The following is a 15,358-nucleotide window of genomic DNA, read 5'->3' on the forward strand; positions in this document are numbered from 1 at the left end:
CATTTTAAACGCGTTGTTTATGCATTAAAAATTATAACGTAGCGTTACGCTCAAATCAGAATACTCATTAACATTGCGATATGTCGCACCAACGATGGCTTTTTCAGTGAATGCGTAGTTAAAGCCAGCTTTAAGCACAAGGTTATTTTCACTTTCTTCATCATGTAAACGCTCGTAACCAACACCCGCATTAACTTCGAACTGGTCAGTTAATAAATGCCTTACTTGAACGTTTGCTGACAGGATATCTGCACTATTTGAATCTGAACTACCATCAGAGTATGAATCAAGCACTGCCCCGTTAAACCTTTCTTCAAATAAGAAAGCACTACCCGATTCGAACTTAAGTCTGCCTAAATTAATACTGTAGTCTACATTAGTCACTGCTGATAACTGCTGGATATACCCTAAACCAAGCTCTAAGCGCGTAATATCAATATCTACACTTGATTCTGTATAAAAGGTTGAAGTGCCCACATAATCACCATTTTGATAAAGCTCACGATAATCCATCGACTCGCTCTCAAAAAGATCATCTGATGTGCTGGCGTATAAACCTGTTAGGTACCAATTATCATTCACTTGCTTGCTAAGTTTTACAACATAGCCATCAAAGCTAAGCTCATCAATATCATCGACGTCCATTTTAGCGTAGCCTACTTCAACATAATCATAGCTTAAAAGTGATGTTTCGTTTGCTATGGCGTTGATTGAGAAAAGTGATAAAGCCCCTGCTAATACTGCATATTTCATTTAATTGTCTTCCTTAATAAAAATCGCAGGAAAAATAACAAGTTGATGATATTTTAACAAATAAAATATGTAGCTAAACGTAAACAAATGTGAAATTGGCTAAGTAACCTGAGGATATTTAATAAAGAAAATTGAAGGGCTATTTGGCTTATATTGTCGCTGAAAATCCTGACTGCCCATAAGGTGAAGTGGCTCCTTGATAAAACTGCGCGACTCTTACTGCACGAGCGTCGACATCGGCGTCACGTTTTGCAGTCGCGGTTTCAGGGCTAGAAGTTTTGATAGCTTGGTCATCATCAGTTAATGCATTGTCAACTTTGAACGTTGCACCACCTTGTTCGCGTTCATCATTACTCGATTCAGTAGTAAGCTCAACTTGTGCTGCTGAGAGCTTTTGCGTGGCATCAGCAGCAATGGCTCTGTCAGCACCTGACGGTTCTGCGGGCGCAAGCGCTGCCGCTCGCACAGTTTGCATTTTTTCGATCGTTGCTTGAGGGTCACCTTCAATTTCAGCAACATCAATTTGCACTTCACCACCAACAGCATAATTTTGACCATCCGGGCCACGCTGATATTCATAGCTTGGTGAACCTGCATATTGACCGCCGACAGAAGCATGCGCTTGCTCATGCACCCTTACTTCGGTGTCGCGTGCTTTTAGTTCTTTAATCTGTGCGGCATCAAGTTCTTCTTGCTCTGCTGCTTGTTGCTCTTTTTTGTCTTCTTTTTGCTGCTCTTTACTTTGCTGCTCATTATCGTCAGGGTTTTGCTCACCTTGCTGACGTTCCTGAATAACACTCTCATCTGCTAACTTACCTTTAGCATCATAGGTTGCATTCTCGGATGAACCTGATGACTTGGCTTTTTCGTTGTCACCGAGCGCTTTATTTTCAGTATTACTTGGTTTCGCTGCTGCAGGAGGGGGGATTACTTCACGGAGCTGATTGTCACGCCGAGCACTTTCCGTATAAACATTTGCACTGTTTATACTAACGTTTGGAAAGGGCGTGACAATGTTCATATATCATTAAACTCGCACATCAATGAGTGTGCCCAGCACTTCATCTGCTGTTTGTATTGATTGCGTATTTGCTTTAGCGTTGAACTCTTCAACTTTAAGGCTGACTAATGCTTCATCTATACGCGCAGGTTGTGCGACAGGTGCAGTAACCGCCTCTTCTGGACGCGCAGCCTGAAGTTGGCGCTGCTGAGCCAGTTGCGCATCATCTTGTTGCTCAATGCTGGCACGGTTTATCTCTGCACTCGCCTTTTCAATACCTTGGCTGGCACGGTTAAACCCTTCTACCCCATTATTAAATACAGATCCGATTGGCATATTACACCTCCACCAATGATAGACTTAGATTAATTATCGCTCATAAAACAAACAAAATAAAGTATAAACCCCTTATATTTACAGGGCTGTGGCGGTTAAATTTTAAAGCATTGATTTGATGGCAGATAAAAACTCATCTTTATGTGAGATAAATGGCGCATGTGATGCTTTATCCAACACTTCGTATTCAAAATCATCATTTAGTGCCTTTATTTTACTAATTACACGATACGGAACCAATGCATCAAGGCGACCAAATACGCCTCTTAGGGGAACTGAAACATCTTTAAATAAACCACGTAAATCTTCTTGCTGTAAAATATCAAGCCCCGCTGTCAACGCGACATGTTTAGGTGCGGGATGCTCATTTAATAGCTGCTTTAGTTTTTTAATATCATCGCGAGCGCTCGTACTACCCATCGCTTGAATTGCTAAGAACCGTTCAATTGTTTTTTCTCGGTGTGTCACTAATTGCTCTTTAAAAGCGTTCAACACATCCGATTTAATACCCGGCCAATCAGCTTGCTCTGCAAACAAAGGAGTTGAAGCTATCATAATCACTTTCGCGACTTTTTCTGGCCAGTGCTTTGCAATATATAATGCGAATAAGCCGCCTAACGACCACCCCATTAAGGTTGTATTTTCTGCTAACTGCTCACTGATTTGTCTCGCTGCATCATGCAGAGTATAAGGCGACGGGCAAAGCTGATTTTCACCATAGCCAGGTAAATCAATACATCTAACGGTCCCGCCATGTAAAAATTCTAACTCAGGTAAGATGACTTGCCATACACCTTGGTTCATCCCCCAGCCATGCAATAACACTAGCTCATTTTGCATTTTCACCATTCCTCATCCAAACTTAGCGCTCATGATAGCGTTTAAAGGAATGAATGCAATGACTAGCTTAAAGAAGCAAACAACCCGTATACTTGATTGGTTTTTCCCATCATTTTGTGTGCAATGCGAAACCCCCGTTAATACTCATGTTGGGATTTGCCAATACTGCCTAACTGATTTGCCCCTACTGGATTTAAATAAGCACCCCAATTTACTGTATCGTCCAGACATAGCAGAACTATTCCCTGACTGCCAATTTAACAACTTGGTGGCCTGTGCATGGTATCGCCCGCCCTTTGATGGTTGGTTAAGTCAGCTTAAATTTAGCAACCAGATTTTTTATAAAAACGTATTACAACAGATAATTACTCAACAATTAAGCACAGTTAAAGCGCGTTGCGAAATATGGCCTGAGCTGTTTATTATCATCCCGCTGCATCGTGAGCGCTTTATACAACGGGGGTATAATCAAGTCGCGCAAACCTGGGGTGACTGTTTAAACAATGAGGATGTTAAACTTGATTATTTGCACAGGCACAAAAAAACAGACGCACAGTCTTCATTAACCAAAGCAAAACGTGTTAAAAACCTGCAGGATGCATTTATTTGCCATCAAAATTTAGCAGGGAAAACGGTGGCGATTATAGACGATGTAATGACAACAGGTGCAACACTCAATGCTGCAACAGTGGCTTTAAAAAAAGCGGGCGCTAAACAAGTGTGGGCATTTGTTACTTGTTTAACGCCACTTGGTCGCTAGCTTACTCGCTGCTAGCCCTAAATGCATGGCCAAAGAACAGCGCATTACTTAATAGGCGGCTAGTGCCATACCAATATCCACGAAATACAGGGTTATCTGTCATACCAATAACATTACCACGGCCGTATGAGTGCGCCACAAGACCTGCAGCACCCGCAACCTGCTCTACATTAATATCATCGGTAAAACCAGCTAATAGAGGCTTTTGAGTATACTGTAGAACATTTACAAATGGCGCTTTAGAGGTTTCTAATAACCACGTGCTATTTTTAAACACAGGTAGTGTATTACGCTCTAACGAATAAGTAAGAGGGTGAGTCAAATCAACACTCGTGTTAAAAATAGCGCCTGCAATACGCTGTCTACCAGCTAAGTCATCTTTATCACCATAACTAAGCCCATCGGTTTTAAACGCACTCGCAACATCTTGGCGAGATAGGTAGTTTGTTTTTAGTAATTGCTGATCAACTAAAAACTTAGCGCCCCCTTTATGACCCCAAATAACGCCACCTTTACGTACCCACGTTTTGATAGCCATCTTATCTGCATCGCTCAAGCTATTATAGTTACCGTGTGCCAATACTATATGGCTGTAATCACTGAGCTCTAAACGACCTAAACGTTGCATTTCAACAATGGTAGGCGCAACCCCAACGAAGCGGTCAAGGTAATACCACACTTCACCTACTTCATATTGGCTAGTCCCTCTGCCACCCACTAATAACACTTTGGGTGCTTTAACAACCGCCAATGAACGTGAGCCCAAATCAGCGCCTTTTGAAGTTAGCCCTGAGGTAATGGGGGTTATTTCAATACCAAATTCATTTTGCGCTGCATTTAATAATTCAACCCAATTATCTTGATCCTGAATACCTGCAGGAACAATAATGCTGCCTGCTGAAAAATCGACACTGTTTGACACTGATTTAGCCGATAATGGGTTAAGTGCGACACGTGCCTTCACACCTTGGCTTAATAGCGTATTAAGCATTTTCGGTGCTAAATAGTTATCCCACTTAAAACCAAACGCATACTGCTTAGTTAGCGGTGAAAAAGTCGCTTTGTCTTGTTGCTGCCACGCGGTAGTCCCTACATCAAGCCCCCAGCTGCTTTTAACGGCTGCAAACTCAAGATTAAAAGCATGTGCTAGTGTCCAACCCGATACGTCATAAAAGGTATTATCAACGAAGCGTTTTTGCTCACTAAATACCGCCTTCACTAAACGAAATTGCGACTGTGCTAAAGGAATAAAGTAGCTTTGCTCAGAGAAGCGTTTACCTTCAACTTTGAGTGCTTTATTAAGTGGGTAGGCAGTAATTTGATGTTGCTTTAGGAGATCTAAAAATAGTGAAAAACGTGCAGCGTCTTTTCCTGCATCAACAACATACCCTTTAAAGTCTTCTTCATTTGCGAGATCCACGGCCTGATTATAAAACTTAGCTTGATAGTCGAGTAGCGCTTTACGATTATCAATAGCGGCTTCGAACGTAGACATACTCGTTAGTAGCTGGTTTTTAATAGTAAAAGGGAAAGTTAAAGTACCATTTTGTGTTTCTTGCACGTGACCACGAGAGCTTGCTTGCTCAAATAAAATGCCTACACCGCCATTTACATCTGGGTAAGTAGAGCCTTTGCCGTAATAAAAGTCATCGAAGCTTTCCTCAGTGAAATATAATGCATTGTTTTCATCTAATGTTTTTGCATGATAATTAGCAATCGCTTTGGTTAAGCTGACATTCTCATCAGGGGTAATAGGGTGTTTACGAGTTGGAATGCCTGGTTGGAAAAAGTAGGTACTATTTGGGCCCATCTCATGAAAGTCAGTTAAAATGTTAGGTTTCCAATGGTGGAATTTAGCAATGCGCGCGCGTGACTCTGGGTGCTGTAATAAAAGCCAATCTCGGTTTAAGTCAAACCAATAATGGTTAGTTCGACTACTTGGCCAGCTTTCAACATGTTCACGTGTTTGCGGATCTGATGATAGGTTCATCCCACGATTACTGTTAGCCCAATTAGCAAAACGCGCTAAGCCATCAGGGTTCAGTGATGGATCAAGCAGGATTACCGTGTTATCGAGTAACGTGTCGATCGCTTCACCTTGTGCTGCTGCTAAGTAATAAGCAACAAGTAAGGCTGTATTACTGCCTGATGATTCATTCCCATGAACGCTGTAACCCATCCATACAACAGCAGGCTGATCTGCCTTAGATACTTGCTTGCCTGTTAAGCGAGCTAAATGCGCCTGGCGAGTCTGCTCCACTTTTGCCAATTTATCAGCAGCTGTGATTGTTAACATCACCAAAGGACGGTGCTCATGAGTGCGACCAATGACTTCAAAATTAATACGATCACTTTTTTCAGCGACCACTTCCATATAGCGAACGAGCTGATCATGACGTACATGCCATTCCCCAACCTCATACCCTAATACTTCTTTAGGCGTTGGAATTGCGGGGTCAAATTTTACGTCGTCTTCAAAATAATACGACAACGGCTGGGCTACACTTGCGAAACTTAAAAGTAGTGAAAAGATTGCTATTATCAAACGCATATAAAACACTCATAAAATGATCAATGTTTGCACGCTAGCATTGCTAAAATTAGATGCCAACTTTTTACGCTCAACACTGGCGACAACGCGATGAGCGGAGTATGATACTCAGTATCCGAGTAATTTAGTCAAGTATAGTTGTTTTATGATATCTATTTCCGAAACTGCACAATCACATTTTGCAAAATTATTAGCTGACCAAGCTGAACAAACCAATATTCGCGTATTTGTTGTTAACCCTGGTACATCACAAGCTGAGTGTGGTGTTTCTTATTGCCCTGAAGATGCTGTTGAAACAAGCGACATTCGCTTACCTTTTAATGGTTTTGATGCAGTTGTTGATGCTGAAAGCGCACCGTTTTTAGAAGAAGCAGAAATTGATTTTGTTACTGACAAAATGGGTACGCAATTAACGCTGAAAGCCCCGAATGCCAAAGCACGTAAAATTGGCGATGACGCTAGCTTAAATGAGCGCATTCAACATATGTTAGAGACCGAAGTTAACCCACAACTTGCTAACCATGGTGGTCAAGTAAGCTTGGTTGAAGTAACGGCTGAGGGCATTGCAGTGCTTCAGTTTGGTGGCGGCTGTAACGGGTGTTCTATGATCGATGTCACCCTAAAAGAAGGCATTGAAAAAGAGATGCTGGCTAAATTCGTAGAAATCAAAGGTGTTGCTGATATTACCGATCACCAAGCTGGCGATCACTCTTACTACTAAATATTATGATAAAGCCGCTGATATATCGTTTAGGCTCAGATCCTAAGCTCAGCTTACAGCGCTTTTTACGCGGCCTAGCACTTTTTGTGCTGGCCGTGATATTCATAGCACTGGGCTATTTTAGTCACTACATTCTCCAAATCATTGGTTTAGTTATTCTGCTTATTGCCCTGTTTTTTGCAGCTTGGGGGTACGTTGGAATATTTGCCAATCGTTTTTCACAAGTTTTAAATAAAACCACGCCTAAACATGAAGACCCTGATCTTTGGAAATAGTCGGCTCCTTCCTTTTTGATAATCAAAATAAACATTAACTATTTTGTAACATTGTTCCTATAAGGTATATTGGTTCTGCTCACTTAGAGCAATAATCACAACTGTGTTTTATTCAGTTGTTCAAACCACGTTACAAGGAATAAATATGTTACACGGGACATATAAAAAAAATACCCTTGCTGCAGCGCTATTACTAACAACAATACCAAGCTATGCGGCAATTTCTAACGGAAACTTTGAAGATTGGACTGGTAATACCCCAAATGGCTGGAGCACGATTGACTCAGGCATTTCACTTTCATCCAATTCAAGCATTACACATTCAGGCTCATTTTCAGCTAACGTTGTTGTTTCTACAGTCAGTCAAAGCAACACGGATTTATTGCAAAATGTGCAACTAGATGCTGGGAAAAGTTACACATTTTCCACTTGGGTGTATCACACAGAGGGTGGCATTAAAGCTCGCTTACTCGTTAATGGCTATCAAGGTTACTCTAACCCCACTCTATTAAATCAATGGCAAGAGATTAGTCATCAATATACGCCAACGACCAGCGAAACAATAACTGTTGGCGTACGCTTCTACGATATCGCGGGGTTTGATGGCAATGAAGCCGTGTACCTTGATAACTTTATGCCAAGTGCAACATCCACTCCTCCGAGTAATGGCTGTACAGATAACCCTGTTAACCTCACTTTGTTGACTGATAACTATGGTGAAGAAACTAGTTGGCAAATAACCAATAGCCAAAATGTGAAGGTTGCTGATGGTAATAACTACAGTGCCAGCACCGAATATCAAGAACAAGCGTGCTTAACAGATGGCAATTATACTTTTACCATTTTTGATACCTACGGCGACGGTATATGTTGTACTTATGGTAATGGTAACTATGCGCTAACCAGCAATTCAAAAGTACTGGCTAACGGAGCTAGCTTTCAAAATTCAGAATCAACCCCGTTTACTTTAGGAGCCGGCACTGGCGGTACTATCCCACCTGAACCTACCGGCTACTACGTGACTGCTCAAGGGTTAACGGGCTATGCATTAAAAACTGAACTATATAATATTATTAAAGGCCATAACTCGCAGGGCTATTCGGCTATTTGGAATTTTTACGATAGTGCATCGCGCGATACATCATTTGAAAACGACAATTCAATCCTCGACCGCTACTCAGAAAACCCTACCGGACAAGACAGCTTTAGCTATGTCGCGGTGAGCGATCAATGTGGTACATACCGTAACGAAGGCGATTGTTATAACCGCGAACACTCTTTCCCTAAAAGTTGGTTTGGTGGCAAAGTAGAGCCGATGAATTCGGATGTGCATCATATTTTTGCAACCGATGGTTTTGTTAACTCAAAGCGCAGTAACTTCCCATTTGGTGATGTAGCCAGCGCAACTTACACTTCAAGCAACGGCAGTAAACTAGGTAATGCAACGAGTTCTTTAAATTACTCTGGTACCGTATTTGAGCCAATTGATGAATTTAAGGGTGATTTTGCGCGTGCATATTTCTACATGGCAACACGCTATGAGAACGTCATTGGTAACTGGCAAAATAACACGACTTACAGCAACGCAGTACTTAATGGAACTAGCACTCAAGTATTCGAAAACTGGGTGGTGAGCATGCTTGTTCAATGGCATACAAATGATCCTGTTAGCCAAGTAGAGCTTAACCGTAATCAAGCGGCCTTTGAACATCAAGGCAACCGCAATCCATTTATCGACCATCCTGAGTTTGTAGAGATGATTTGGTAACACTATTCATTAAGCCCTCTTTTATAGGGGGCTTTCTTCACTTACGTATTGCTGCTTAATGACGTATTGATAAAATAGCGCAGCTACTTGCTATTGTTTCTTGTTCCACTTATCCATTATCTTATTGAATAAAATACCATCGTTATCTTTACATGGTCTTGGCGACCCTTGTGGTAAACCTACTTTGCCCATCACACCATTGAAGTCAATTTTGTAGCACATACCTTTATACATTTCCAGGCGCTTACTTCCATCAGCGTTTTGCCATAATACCTCTGATTCAAATGAACTTGAGTGCTCTTTTGGGACTGTAACACGCTGAACCTCTTTACCACTTTGCGATATGGTTGCCTGTGAGTAATCAAAGGATATACCAGCCTTATTTGAAGGCATAAGCTGCGGTATTGGTGCGTATGGATTGAGCTTTTTAAATGGCTTTTTTACAGCTTTATGGTTTAAATCTACTTGTTGATTTTTTACCATAGCCTCATTGGTATTTAGTACTTTGCTCTCATCGCGTGTTTGGGATTTTACGGTTGAATTTAGTTTGACAGCGCTCTCAGTCACATTATCTGTCGTTTGAGTTTCTTGTTTTCGTCGCTGTTTTTTAAATTCCTCAACGGTATCAAGCTCGGGGTCATTTGTGGTGGAAGTGACATTCGTTTGGCTTTGAATCGAAGGGAGAGATGCAAGATCTACCATGACATATGCTTGCATTACATCAGCGGGTTCAAACTCTTTATTATCGATTGTTTGCCTTGAAACAAAATAAATAACAATGACATGTAGACCAATAGAAATAATCCATGCCTTATAATTACTTTTAAACACGTGAACTCCCTTGTAAACAGTTTCCTTTAGGAGTGCTTATAGATGGGTTTAGTTCATTGACTGTTAATTCTTTCGGTGCAAATGCAGGTTTTATCAGGGTATGAATATAGTTTTAGAGTACTCTAGGCGTTCTTTTTTACTCGGGTGCCCTAGACTCAAACTCAAGTTACCGCACGCCACTCCACACAGCTGATGGCTGATGGCTTATGACTTGTAGCAAAGTACCACACAAACAAAAAGCCCCAGCTAATGCAGGGGCTTTTTAAAAAGTAAACTTAATTAAAAATTAAGCTTTCTTTGGACGCTCAACAACGTCTACTAAAGTCCAAGATTTGTTCTTAGAAATAGGAGCACACTCACGGATAGTAACTACGTCACCAGCCTGAGCTGTATTGCTTTCGTCATGTACGTGTAACTTAGTCGTACGTTTGATGAATTTCCCATAGATTGGGTGCTTCACGTAACGTGCGATAGCAACAGTGAAAGATTTTTCCATCTTGTCGCTGATTACACGGCCTTGAAGAGTACGGATTTTATCGCTCATTATTGACCTGCCTTCTGGTTAATAATTGTTTTTACACGCGCGATATCGCGACGTACTGTTCTTAGCGTGTGAGTCTGAGCTAACTGACCAGTGCTTGCTTGCATGCGCAGGTTAAACTGCTCACGAAGAAGTCCTAGAAGTTCAGCATTAAGCTCTTCTACGCTTTTGTCTTTTAGTTCGCTAGCTTTCATTACATCACCGTCCGAGTTACGAAAGTTGTTTTGAATGGTAATTTACGTGCTGCAAGGTTAAACGCTTCACGAGCAAGCTCTTCAGAAACACCTTCCATTTCGTAAAGTACTTTACCAGGCTGAATTTCAGCAACCCAATATTCAACAGAACCTTTACCTTTACCCATACGAACTTCAAGCGGTTTGTTTGTAATCGGCTTGTCTGGGAATACACGAATCCAGATTTTACCTTGACGCTTGACGTGACGTGTCATAGCACGACGAGCTGCTTCGATTTGACGAGCAGTCATGCGGCCACGACCAGTAGCTTTCAAACCGAAAGTACCGAAGCTTACTTTGTTACCGTTTTGCGCAAGACCACGGTTGCGGCCTTTATGCGTTTTACGGAATTTTGTACGTTTTGGCTGTAACATTACTCGCTACCTCTACTTAGCACTTTTCTTGGCTTTCTTTGGTGCGCGTTTAGCTGGCTTCTCTTGCTCTTGTACTAGTGGTAAACCACCAATAACTTCGCCTTTGAAGATCCAAACTTTAACACCAATGATACCGTAAGTGGTTAAGGCTTCAGAAGTTGCGTAGTCGATATCAGCACGAAGAGTATGTAGAGGTACACGACCTTCACGATACCATTCTGAACGTGCGATTTCTGCGCCGCCAAGACGACCGCTAACTTCAACTTTGATCCCTTTAGAACCGATGCGCATTGCATTTTGTACCGAACGCTTCATAGCGCGACGGAACATAACACGACGCTCTAGCTGAGAGGCAATGCCGTCTGCTACTAGTTGTGCATCTAATTCTGGTTTACGTACTTCAGAAATATTAATCTGAGCAGGTACACCTGCGATCTTAGTTACCGCTTGACGTAGCTTTTCAACGTCTTCGCCTTTTTTACCGATAACAACACCCGGACGAGCCGTGTGAATTGTTACGCGGATTGATTTTGCTGGACGCTCAATAACGATTTTAGACACAGAAGCCGCTTTTAATTCCTTTGTAAGGAAAGTACGTACTTTGTGATCGCCAAAAAGCTGATCAGAGAAATCTTTAGAACTCGCGTACCAGGTAGAAACCCAAGGTTTAGATATACCTAGGCGAATACCAGTAGGATGAACTTTTTGTCCCATTACTTATACTCCTAGCTATCTGAAACCACAACAGTGATGTGGCTTGTACGCTTAAGGATGCGATCTGCGCGTCCTTTAGCACGTGGCATAATACGCTTCATTGTAGGACCATCGTCCACAAAAATCGTAGTTACACGTAGCTCATCAATGTCAGCACCTTCGTTATGCTCTGCGTTAGCAATAGCAGACTCAAGTACTTTTTTAACTAATACAGCCGCTTTCTTTGGGCTGTACGCCAGGATTTCTAGAGCGCGATCGACAGGTAACCCGCGGATCTGATCTGCAACTAGACGAGCTTTTTGCGCCGAACCAGAGGCGAATTTATGTTTAGCTAATGCTTGCATTTATCATTCCCCTCTTAGCGTTTCTTCGCTTTCTTATCCGCAGCATGGCCACGGTAAGTGCGAGTTGGTGCAAATTCACCTAGTTTGTGACCGATCATTTCGTCAGAAACGAAAACTGGTACATGCTGGCGACCATTATGGACAGCAATGGTCAATCCGATCATGTTAGGTATGATCATTGAACGACGGCTCCAAGTTTTAATTGGCTTCTTTTCACCGCTTTCCAAAGCTTTCTCTACCTTCTTCAGCAAGTGTAGGTCTATAAAAGGACCCTTCTTGAGAGAGCGTGGCATGGCTATTCCTCAATATTACTTAGTACGACGACGTACTATAAATTTATCCGTACGCTTGTTCTTACGCGTCTTAGCACCTTTAGTAGGCTTACCCCATGGAGACACAGGATGACGACCACCAGATGTACGACCTTCACCACCACCGTGTGGGTGATCTACCGGGTTCATGGCAACACCACGAACTGTCGGACGAATACCACGCCAGCGATTTGCACCTGCTTTACCAAGTGAACGAAGCATATGCTCAGCATTGCCTACTTCACCTAGTGTTGCACGACAATCAGATTGTACTTTACGAACTTCGCCAGAACGAAGACGTAGAGTTACGTATTGACCATCACGCGCAAGGATTTGAACGTATGCACCAGCAGAACGTGCGATTTGAGCACCTTTACCTGGTTTTAATTCTACGTTGTGAACAGTCGAACCTACAGGCATGTTACGCATAGGTAATGCATTACCAGGCTTGATTGGTGCATCAACACCAGACTGGATTGCATCGCCAGCTTTTAAGCCTTTAGGTGCGATAATGTAACGACGCTCACCGTCTGCATATAATACAAGAGCGATGTTTGCGCTACGGTTTGGATCATATTCCAAACGCTCAACAGTGGCTGGAATGCCATCTTTAGTACGTTTAAAATCGATTAAACGGTAATGATGCTTATGACCACCACCGATATGACGAACCGTAATACGACCATTGTTATTACGACCACCTGATTTAGAGTTTTTCTCTAATAGTGGTGCGTAAGGTTTACCCTTATGTAAATCTGGGTTAACCACTTTAACTAGGTGACGACGACCCGCAGAAGTTGGTTTACACTTTTGAAGTGCCATAATTCTAACTCCCCTTATTACTCGGCGCCGCCGACAAAGTCTAGCTCGCTACCTTCTTTAAGAGTAACGTAAGCTTTTTTCCAGTCGCTACGACGACCGAAACGTGCGCCAGTACGTTTTGTTTTACCCTTAACGTTTAGTGTGCGAACACCAGTTACTTCCACTTCAAAAAGCTTCTCAACAGCTGATTTAACCTCAGCTTTAGTTGCGTCATTTGCTACTTTAAAAACAATCGTGTTGTTTTCTTCAGCAGCAATTGTGCTCTTTTCAGAGATATGTGGAGCAAGGATCACTTTTAAAAGACGTTCTTCACGGATCATGCTAGCGTCTCCTCAAGTTGCTTAACAGCAGCAGCTGTAATAAGTACCTTGTCGAAAGCGATTAAGCTTACAGGATCGATACCAGCTACATCGCGTGTGTCAACCTTGTACAGGTTACGTGCCGATAAGAATAGATTTTCATCTACTTCTTCAGTCACGATAAGAACATCTTTAAGCTCAAGTTCTTTAAGCTTAGAAACTAGTTCTTTAGTTTTTGGTGCTTCAAGACCAAAACTTTCAACAACGATTAAACGCTCTTGACGAACTAATTCAGATAAGATGCTTTTGATCGCACCGCGGTACATTTTACGGTTTACTTTTTGGCTGTGGTCTTGTGGTTTAGCTGCGAAGCTAACGCCACCTGAACGCCAAATTGGACTACGGATTGTACCAGCACGTGCACGGCCAGTACCTTTTTGAGCCCATGGTTTTTTACCACCACCGCTTACTTCAGAACGTGTCTTCTGAGCACGAGTACCTTGACGAGCACCTGCTGCGTATGCAACAACTACTTGGTGTACTAATGCTTCGTTAAACTCACGTCCAAAAGTAGCTTCAGAAACTTCAAGAGCGCCAGAAGCGTCTTTAATTGCTAATTCCATCACTAAATCTCCAGGACTTATGCTTTAACAGCTGGTTTAACGATAACGTCACCGCCGATAGCGCCAGGTACTGCACCTTTAACTAAAAGCAAATTACGCTCAGCGTCAACGCGAACTAGTTCTAGGTTTTGAGTAGTTACTTGCTCATTACCCATTTGACCGGCCATTTTCTTACCTTTAAACACCTTACCAGGTGATTGGTTTTGACCGATTGAACCAGGAGCACGGTGAGATAGAGAGTTACCATGTGTAGCGTCTTGCATGCTGAAATTCCAGCGCTTAACACCACCTTGGAAACCTTTACCTTTAGAAGTACCGGTTACGTCAACTTTGTTGATTTCGTTGAATAATTCAACAGTAAGCTCTGCGCCTACTTCAAAATCGCCTTCACCACCATTTAGGCGGAATTCCCACAGACCGCGACCCGCTTCAACACCAGCTTTAGCGAAATGACCCGCTGCTGCTTTGTTTACACGGCTTGCTTTTTTAGTGCCTGCGGTTACTTGAAGTGAGTTATAACCGTCTGTTGCTTCAGATTTGATCTGAGCAATGCGGTTAGGTGTCGCTTCAATAACTGTCACAGGGATAGATACACCATCTTCAGTGAAGATACGTGTCATACCCACTTTACGACCGACTAGACCTAATGCCATTTTCCTAAAACCTCTCTAATCTTCCGATTAACCCAGGCTGATTTGAACATCAACACCAGCAGCAAGATCTAAACGCATAAGAGCGTCAACAGTCTTGTCAGTTGGTTCTACGATGTCGATCAGACGTTTATGGGTGCGGATCTCGTACTGATCACGCGCGTCTTTATTAACGTGCGGTGATGTAAGTACAGTAAAACGTTCAAAGCGTGTAGGTAGTGGAATTGGACCACGTACTTGTGCGCCAGTGCGTTTCGCAGTTTCCACGATTTCCGCCGTTGATTGGTCAATCAAACGGTGGTCAAAAGCTTTTAGGCGAATACGAATGCGTTGATTTGACATTCTTAAACCTCAATATAAAGAGCATTTAAAAGAGCATAAAAAAACGACCGAACAATCTTAAAATTTAAGATCTCGGTTGTTGATTTATATCTACGTTGAGTTCCAAATCGGAACTCCTGTTTTATTAGCTTGAAATCCAAGCTTAATGTTCCTTCCAAGTTCCCGAGGGAATTTTGAAAGCCTGCGTATTATAGTGATATTGGTGATAAATGCAACAACTATTTCAATGTCCCCCCTGCCGTATTAAATTGTTCATTAAAAACACAGTAA

At 42.2% G+C, this 15,358-nt stretch carries 21 protein-coding genes; 4 read left to right on the forward strand and 17 right to left on the reverse strand.

The window, feature by feature from the left end:
* Window positions 1-24 precede the first annotated feature (24 nt).
* From ATS75_RS15895 to bioH, 4 genes are all read right to left on the reverse strand, one after another.
* Window positions 25-753, reverse strand: coding sequence for a hypothetical protein (locus ATS75_RS15895; RefSeq protein ID WP_058561405.1), 729 nt, complete (start codon window positions 751-753; stop codon window positions 25-27).
* Window positions 754-901: 148 nt separating this feature from the next.
* Window positions 902-1,774: a putative metalloprotease CJM1_0395 family protein gene (locus ATS75_RS15900; protein WP_058561406.1), complete on the reverse strand. Its 873-nt coding sequence runs from the start codon at window positions 1,772-1,774 to the stop codon at window positions 902-904.
* Between the two features lie 6 nt (window positions 1,775-1,780).
* On the reverse strand, window positions 1,781-2,089 hold the full coding sequence (locus tag ATS75_RS15905; RefSeq protein ID WP_058561407.1) for a hypothetical protein: 309 nt from the start codon (window positions 2,087-2,089) through the stop codon (window positions 1,781-1,783).
* 102 nt (window positions 2,090-2,191) lie between these two features.
* Complete coding sequence (bioH, locus tag ATS75_RS15910) at window positions 2,192-2,929, reverse strand: pimeloyl-ACP methyl ester esterase BioH (protein ID WP_058561495.1); 738 nt, start codon at window positions 2,927-2,929, stop codon at window positions 2,192-2,194.
* 58 nt (window positions 2,930-2,987) lie between these two features.
* Here bioH and ATS75_RS15915 point away from each other — a divergent pair, with 58 nt between their 5' ends.
* Window positions 2,988-3,689, forward strand: coding sequence for a ComF family protein (locus ATS75_RS15915; RefSeq protein ID WP_058561408.1), 702 nt, complete (start codon window positions 2,988-2,990; stop codon window positions 3,687-3,689).
* A 1-nt stretch (window position 3,690) separates the two neighbouring features.
* Here the strand turns inward: ATS75_RS15915 and ATS75_RS15920 are convergent, their stop codons facing one another.
* Window positions 3,691-6,240 carry a M14 metallopeptidase family protein gene (locus ATS75_RS15920; RefSeq protein WP_058561409.1) on the reverse strand — a complete coding sequence of 850 codons (2,550 nt, stop codon included), beginning with the start codon at window positions 6,238-6,240 and terminating at the stop codon, window positions 3,691-3,693.
* Window positions 6,241-6,385: 145 nt separating this feature from the next.
* Here ATS75_RS15920 and nfuA point away from each other — a divergent pair, with 145 nt between their 5' ends.
* The 3 genes from nfuA to ATS75_RS15935 all read left to right on the forward strand — a co-directional run bounded on the left by nfuA (window position 6,386) and on the right by ATS75_RS15935 (window position 9,004).
* Window positions 6,386-6,961: a Fe-S biogenesis protein NfuA gene (gene nfuA, locus ATS75_RS15925; protein WP_058561410.1), complete on the forward strand. Its 576-nt coding sequence runs from the start codon at window positions 6,386-6,388 to the stop codon at window positions 6,959-6,961.
* A 5-nt stretch (window positions 6,962-6,966) separates the two neighbouring features.
* Entirely contained in the window at window positions 6,967-7,236 is a 270-nt protein-coding gene (locus tag ATS75_RS15930; RefSeq protein ID WP_058561411.1) for a hypothetical protein, read from the forward strand.
* 145 nt (window positions 7,237-7,381) lie between these two features.
* Window positions 7,382-9,004, forward strand: coding sequence for an endonuclease (locus ATS75_RS15935; protein ID WP_058561412.1), 1,623 nt, complete (start codon window positions 7,382-7,384; stop codon window positions 9,002-9,004).
* 90 nt (window positions 9,005-9,094) lie between these two features.
* Here the strand turns inward: ATS75_RS15935 and ATS75_RS15940 are convergent, their stop codons facing one another.
* The 12 genes from ATS75_RS15940 to rpsJ all read right to left on the reverse strand — a co-directional run bounded on the left by ATS75_RS15940 (window position 9,095) and on the right by rpsJ (window position 15,088).
* Entirely contained in the window at window positions 9,095-9,835 is a 741-nt protein-coding gene (locus ATS75_RS15940) for a hypothetical protein (protein WP_058561413.1), read from the reverse strand.
* Between the two features lie 286 nt (window positions 9,836-10,121).
* The gene (gene rpsQ, locus ATS75_RS15945) at window positions 10,122-10,379 is read right to left on the reverse strand and encodes a 30S ribosomal protein S17 (RefSeq protein WP_058561414.1); all 258 of its coding nucleotides are present in this window, start codon (window positions 10,377-10,379) and stop codon (window positions 10,122-10,124) included.
* Window positions 10,379-10,570, reverse strand: coding sequence for a 50S ribosomal protein L29 (rpmC, locus tag ATS75_RS15950; protein ID WP_004588692.1), 192 nt, complete (start codon window positions 10,568-10,570; stop codon window positions 10,379-10,381). Before rpmC ends, rpsQ begins: the two co-directional genes overlap by 1 nt.
* On the reverse strand, window positions 10,570-10,983 hold the full coding sequence (rplP, locus tag ATS75_RS15955; RefSeq protein ID WP_054206129.1) for a 50S ribosomal protein L16: 414 nt from the start codon (window positions 10,981-10,983) through the stop codon (window positions 10,570-10,572). The genes rpmC and rplP overlap by 1 nt, the downstream gene beginning before the upstream one ends.
* A gap of 12 nt (window positions 10,984-10,995) precedes the next feature.
* Window positions 10,996-11,697, reverse strand: a complete 702-nt coding sequence (gene rpsC, locus ATS75_RS15960; RefSeq protein ID WP_004588691.1) for a 30S ribosomal protein S3 — start codon at window positions 11,695-11,697, stop codon at window positions 10,996-10,998.
* 11 nt (window positions 11,698-11,708) lie between these two features.
* Complete coding sequence (rplV, locus tag ATS75_RS15965; RefSeq protein ID WP_004588690.1) at window positions 11,709-12,041, reverse strand: 50S ribosomal protein L22; 333 nt, start codon at window positions 12,039-12,041, stop codon at window positions 11,709-11,711.
* A 14-nt stretch (window positions 12,042-12,055) separates the two neighbouring features.
* Complete coding sequence (rpsS, locus tag ATS75_RS15970) at window positions 12,056-12,334, reverse strand: 30S ribosomal protein S19 (protein WP_004588689.1); 279 nt, start codon at window positions 12,332-12,334, stop codon at window positions 12,056-12,058.
* Window positions 12,335-12,349: 15 nt separating this feature from the next.
* Window positions 12,350-13,174, reverse strand: coding sequence for a 50S ribosomal protein L2 (gene rplB, locus ATS75_RS15975; protein ID WP_004588688.1), 825 nt, complete (start codon window positions 13,172-13,174; stop codon window positions 12,350-12,352).
* Window positions 13,175-13,191: 17 nt separating this feature from the next.
* Window positions 13,192-13,494 (reverse strand): 50S ribosomal protein L23, encoded by a 303-nt coding sequence (gene rplW / locus ATS75_RS15980; protein WP_058561415.1) that lies wholly within the window; start codon window positions 13,492-13,494, stop codon window positions 13,192-13,194.
* Entirely contained in the window at window positions 13,491-14,096 is a 606-nt protein-coding gene (gene rplD, locus ATS75_RS15985; RefSeq protein WP_058561416.1) for a 50S ribosomal protein L4, read from the reverse strand. The genes rplW and rplD overlap by 4 nt, the downstream gene beginning before the upstream one ends.
* A 17-nt stretch (window positions 14,097-14,113) precedes the next feature.
* The gene (rplC, locus tag ATS75_RS15990) at window positions 14,114-14,749 is read right to left on the reverse strand and encodes a 50S ribosomal protein L3 (RefSeq protein ID WP_058561417.1); all 636 of its coding nucleotides are present in this window, start codon (window positions 14,747-14,749) and stop codon (window positions 14,114-14,116) included.
* Between the two features lie 27 nt (window positions 14,750-14,776).
* Window positions 14,777-15,088 carry a 30S ribosomal protein S10 gene (rpsJ, locus tag ATS75_RS15995; protein ID WP_002957900.1) on the reverse strand — a complete coding sequence of 104 codons (312 nt, stop codon included), beginning with the start codon at window positions 15,086-15,088 and terminating at the stop codon, window positions 14,777-14,779.
* Between the last annotated feature and the right edge of the window lie 270 nt (window positions 15,089-15,358).

Origin of the sequence: Pseudoalteromonas sp. H105 (assembly GCF_001469215.1) — a bacterium.
GTDB lineage: Bacteria > Pseudomonadota > Gammaproteobacteria > Enterobacterales > Alteromonadaceae > Pseudoalteromonas.

Coding starts and splice junctions, on each gene's coding strand:
- ATS75_RS15895 (WP_058561405.1), bottom strand. CDS start 753: ATGAAATATGCAGTATTAGCAGGGGCTTTATCACTTTTCTCAATCAAC.
- ATS75_RS15900 (WP_058561406.1), bottom strand. CDS start 1,774: ATGAACATTGTCACGCCCTTTCCAAACGTTAGTATAAACAGTGCAAAT.
- ATS75_RS15905 (WP_058561407.1), bottom strand. CDS start 2,089: ATGCCAATCGGATCTGTATTTAATAATGGGGTAGAAGGGTTTAACCGT.
- bioH (WP_058561495.1), bottom strand. CDS start 2,929: ATGCAAAATGAGCTAGTGTTATTGCATGGCTGGGGGATGAACCAAGGT.
- ATS75_RS15915 (WP_058561408.1), top strand. CDS start 2,988: ATGACTAGCTTAAAGAAGCAAACAACCCGTATACTTGATTGGTTTTTC.
- ATS75_RS15920 (WP_058561409.1), bottom strand. CDS start 6,240: ATGCGTTTGATAATAGCAATCTTTTCACTACTTTTAAGTTTCGCAAGT.
- nfuA (WP_058561410.1), top strand. CDS start 6,386: ATGATATCTATTTCCGAAACTGCACAATCACATTTTGCAAAATTATTA.
- ATS75_RS15930 (WP_058561411.1), top strand. CDS start 6,967: ATGATAAAGCCGCTGATATATCGTTTAGGCTCAGATCCTAAGCTCAGC.
- ATS75_RS15935 (WP_058561412.1), top strand. CDS start 7,382: ATGTTACACGGGACATATAAAAAAAATACCCTTGCTGCAGCGCTATTA.
- rpsQ (WP_058561414.1), bottom strand. CDS start 10,379: ATGAGCGATAAAATCCGTACTCTTCAAGGCCGTGTAATCAGCGACAAG.
- rpmC (WP_004588692.1), bottom strand. CDS start 10,570: ATGAAAGCTAGCGAACTAAAAGACAAAAGCGTAGAAGAGCTTAATGCT.
- rplP (WP_054206129.1), bottom strand. CDS start 10,983: ATGTTACAGCCAAAACGTACAAAATTCCGTAAAACGCATAAAGGCCGC.
- rpsC (WP_004588691.1), bottom strand. CDS start 11,697: ATGGGACAAAAAGTTCATCCTACTGGTATTCGCCTAGGTATATCTAAA.
- rplV (WP_004588690.1), bottom strand. CDS start 12,041: ATGCAAGCATTAGCTAAACATAAATTCGCCTCTGGTTCGGCGCAAAAA.
- rpsS (WP_004588689.1), bottom strand. CDS start 12,334: ATGCCACGCTCTCTCAAGAAGGGTCCTTTTATAGACCTACACTTGCTG.
- rplB (WP_004588688.1), bottom strand. CDS start 13,174: ATGGCACTTCAAAAGTGTAAACCAACTTCTGCGGGTCGTCGTCACCTA.
- rplW (WP_058561415.1), bottom strand. CDS start 13,494: ATGATCCGTGAAGAACGTCTTTTAAAAGTGATCCTTGCTCCACATATC.
- rplD (WP_058561416.1), bottom strand. CDS start 14,096: ATGGAATTAGCAATTAAAGACGCTTCTGGCGCTCTTGAAGTTTCTGAA.
- rplC (WP_058561417.1), bottom strand. CDS start 14,749: ATGGCATTAGGTCTAGTCGGTCGTAAAGTGGGTATGACACGTATCTTC.
- rpsJ (WP_002957900.1), bottom strand. CDS start 15,088: ATGTCAAATCAACGCATTCGTATTCGCCTAAAAGCTTTTGACCACCGT.